Annotated in this window: 1 protein-coding gene; it reads left to right on the top strand. The window is 39.6% G+C overall.

Translation table 11 applies throughout. The annotated features are described in order from the left end of the window. The first annotated feature begins 52 nt into the window (after nucleotides 1–52). Nucleotides 53–337: a helix-turn-helix transcriptional regulator gene (locus HMPREF2574_RS09330; protein ID WP_083313008.1), complete on the top strand. Its 285-nt coding sequence runs from the start codon at nucleotides 53–55 to the stop codon at nucleotides 335–337. The last annotated feature ends 112 nt before the right edge of the window (nucleotides 338–449 follow it).

Genomic DNA, 449 nt, shown 5'->3' with positions numbered 1-449 from the left:
AAAGAGATTATCGCGTTAGAAAACGGTGTAGCATAAAAACGAAAGAGGAAAAATGGAAATGGAAGAGGGAATTATTTTAACGTTTGTAAACAAAATAATGGACGGCGTACGAAATTCACTGCTTGAAATTAGTCAAATGTTTGACATTGAGAAAGCTCTTCCGCTTGAGTTAACCCAGCAACAAGTCATGAAAATGCTAGGTTGCTCAACAACGACGTTTGACCGTTATGCCCGATTTTCGGACTTTCCAAAAATTGACAGAGGTCGTGGTACACAAATCCGCTATCCACGAGACGCTGTGAGAGACTGGTATAACGAGAATTGGCAAAGGCTTTAAAAATCAAGAAGGAAGAAGATAACATGCAAAATGCAAAAAACGAAAGGCGGGAAATGCTTATACGACTCGGAAGATGTACAACGTTTTTGCCGGTCGTTAGCAAAATAATGAG

It is taken from the genome of Streptococcus sp. HMSC034E12, from assembly GCF_001835915.1.
GTDB lineage: Bacteria > Bacillota > Bacilli > Lactobacillales > Streptococcaceae > Streptococcus > Streptococcus vaginalis.
This window is presented reverse-complemented; position numbering and strand designations above follow the sequence as displayed.